This window comes from Thiohalocapsa sp. (assembly GCF_019695415.1).
GTDB lineage: Bacteria > Pseudomonadota > Gammaproteobacteria > Chromatiales > Chromatiaceae > Thiohalocapsa.
Genome location: NZ_JAIFKJ010000192.1, coordinates 1 through 2,338, shown reverse-complemented (window position 1 = coordinate 2,338; position 2,338 = coordinate 1). Strand labels below are relative to the sequence as shown.

Annotated in this window: 3 protein-coding genes; all 3 read left to right on the top strand. The window is 66.9% G+C overall.

Annotated features, from left to right (window positions below; genetic code table 11):
* The first annotated feature begins 196 nt into the window (after positions 1-196).
* Positions 197-430: an exodeoxyribonuclease VII small subunit gene (locus tag I6U14_RS05395; protein ID WP_367115628.1), complete on the top strand. Its 234-nt coding sequence runs from the start codon at positions 197-199 to the stop codon at positions 428-430.
* Positions 431-497: 67 nt separating this feature from the next.
* On the top strand, positions 498-1,391 hold the full coding sequence (gene ispA, locus I6U14_RS05390) for a (2E,6E)-farnesyl diphosphate synthase (protein ID WP_296897513.1): 894 nt from the start codon (positions 498-500) through the stop codon (positions 1,389-1,391).
* 222 nt (positions 1,392-1,613) lie between these two features.
* Positions 1,614-2,338: GTP cyclohydrolase FolE2 (folE2, locus tag I6U14_RS05385; RefSeq protein ID WP_296897511.1), on the top strand; the 725-nt coding region annotated here is incomplete at its 3' end.

Sequence of the window (2,338 nt, the reverse complement as noted above, 5' to 3'; positions counted from 1 at the left end):
CCTAGGGCATGCGCCGTTCCTGTGTGCATCGGCTGCTGCCGCAGCGCTGCGGAAATTGACGGCAAAATCCCCCTAAGCTACCGTAGCCGGCCCCGAATGCACAAACCCTCGCATGAGCAAACAGACCGCGAAAGCCAAGCCCGCCGCCTCGGATGCCGACGCCACCGCGGAACCTGTCGCGGATGCACCTGCGACGATCACCGAGCCGCCGCAGTTCGAGCGCGCGATGGACGAGCTGGAAGCCCTGGTCGACCGGCTGGAAAGCGAGGATCTGACCCTGGAGGAGTCGCTCGCGGTGTTCGAGCGCGGCATTGGCCTCACCCGTGCGTGCCAGCAGGCGTTGGATGCCGCGGAGCAGCGCGTGCGCATCCTGACCGAACAATCCGAGAGCGCGGCTCCGGAACCCTTCCGCGGCAGTACCGAAGAGTGACCAAGCCGGCCTCGCGCCCCGCTGCAATCGGCCCGATCAGCTCCGCATCCTGCCCCGAGAGCGCCCCATGAGCGAAGACCCACTCGGCCCGCTGATGGCGCAATGCCGCGAGCGCGTCCAGGGCGTGCTCGACGGCCTGCTGCCCGCTGCGGATACCTCCCCGGAGCGCCTGCACGCGGCCATGCGCTATGCGGTGCTCGGCAGCGGCAAGCGTGTCCGGCCCGTCCTCGCCTACACGGCCGGGCTGGCCGTCGGTGTACCTTGGGAGCGCCTGGACGCGGCCGCGGCAGCGCTCGAGATGATCCACGCCTCCTCCCTGGTACACGACGACCTGCCGGCCATCGACGATGATGACCTGCGCCGCGGCCGACCCACTTGCCACCGGGCCTTCGATGAGGCCACTGCGCTGCTGGCGGGTGACGCCCTGCAGACGCTGGCCTTCGGTGTGCTGGCCGAGGACGAGGCCAACGCCCCCAGCGCCCGGATCCAAATGGTCGCGCGCCTGGCGCAGGCGTCAGGCGCCGCCGGCATGCTGGGTGGCCAGGCCCTGGATCTGGCCTCGGAAGGCCGGCGCCTGGACCTGGCGGCGCTCAAGAACATCCACAGCCACAAAACCGGGGCCCTGATCCGCGCCGCCGTCGCCATGGCACCCATCGCCGCGGATACACCCGAGGCAGACGCCATCGAAGCGCTGGATCGGTATGCGGCGTGCATCGGCCTAGCCTTTCAGGTGCAGGACGACCTGCTGGACGTCGAAGGCGATACCGCTGTCATCGGCAAGGCGAGCGGCGCGGATGCAGCCCACCACAAGGCGACCTATCCGTCGCTCCTCGGACTCGACGCTGCACACGCCGCCGCCCAGGAGCTGGTGGATTCGGCGCTCGCCGCGCTGTCCGGCTTCGACGACCGTGCTGACCCTCTCCGCTGGATTGCGCGCTACATCATCGACCGCGACCGCTGAGCCGCCGCCTTCAGCCATGCCGCACGCTGCGGCGCGGGCAGCGTTTGCCCTGCCCCGCACGATCCCCGATAATCAGCCCAACACGCAAGTACCGGTGCAGCCGAACAATATCCGCAATCTTTGCCGGTTTGTTCCGGCGCCGCCGGCGCACACTTCCTCCGCACGGGCCTGGTATTGACCGCCGGCTCGGTCAGAGGCTTACGCCATCCGAGGATGCAGTTCATGGATTCCAGGCTTTCTACGGCCACCACCAGCCACGCCATCGCCGATGTTCAGGCGAGCGCCGACACCAGGCGTATCGCGATCGACAAGGTGGGCATCAAAGACATCCGCCACCCGGTGCGCATCAAAGACCGCAGCGGTCACGAACAGCACACGGTGGCAACCTTCAATATGTTCGTGTACCTGCCTCACAACTTCAAAGGCACACACATGTCGCGCTTCGTGGCCATCTTGAACGGCCATGAGGACGAGATCGGCGTCGCCACCTTCAAGCAGATGCTCGCAGAAATGGCCGACCGGCTGGAGTCCGAAGCCGGCCACATCGAGATGCGCTTCCCCTTCTTCGTCAAGAAACAGGCCCCCGTATCCGGCGTGCCGAGCCTGATGGATTACGACGTCACCCTGATCGGCGAGATCAAGGACGGCAAGCCGCAGATGTCCATCAAGGCCGTGGTGCCCGTCACCAGCCTCTGCCCCTGCTCCAAAGAGATCTCCGACTATGGCGCCCACAACCAGCGCTCGCACATCACCGTGCAGGCGCGCACCCGCGGCTTCCTGTGGATCGAAGAGCTCATCGAAATGGTGGAGGCCGAGGCCTCCTGCGAGCTCTACGGACTCCTAAAGCGCACGGACGAGAAGCACGTCACCGAGCGCGCCTACGACAACCCCAAGTTCGTCGAAGACACGGTCCGCGACGTCGCCAAGCGCCTCAACGACGACGAGCG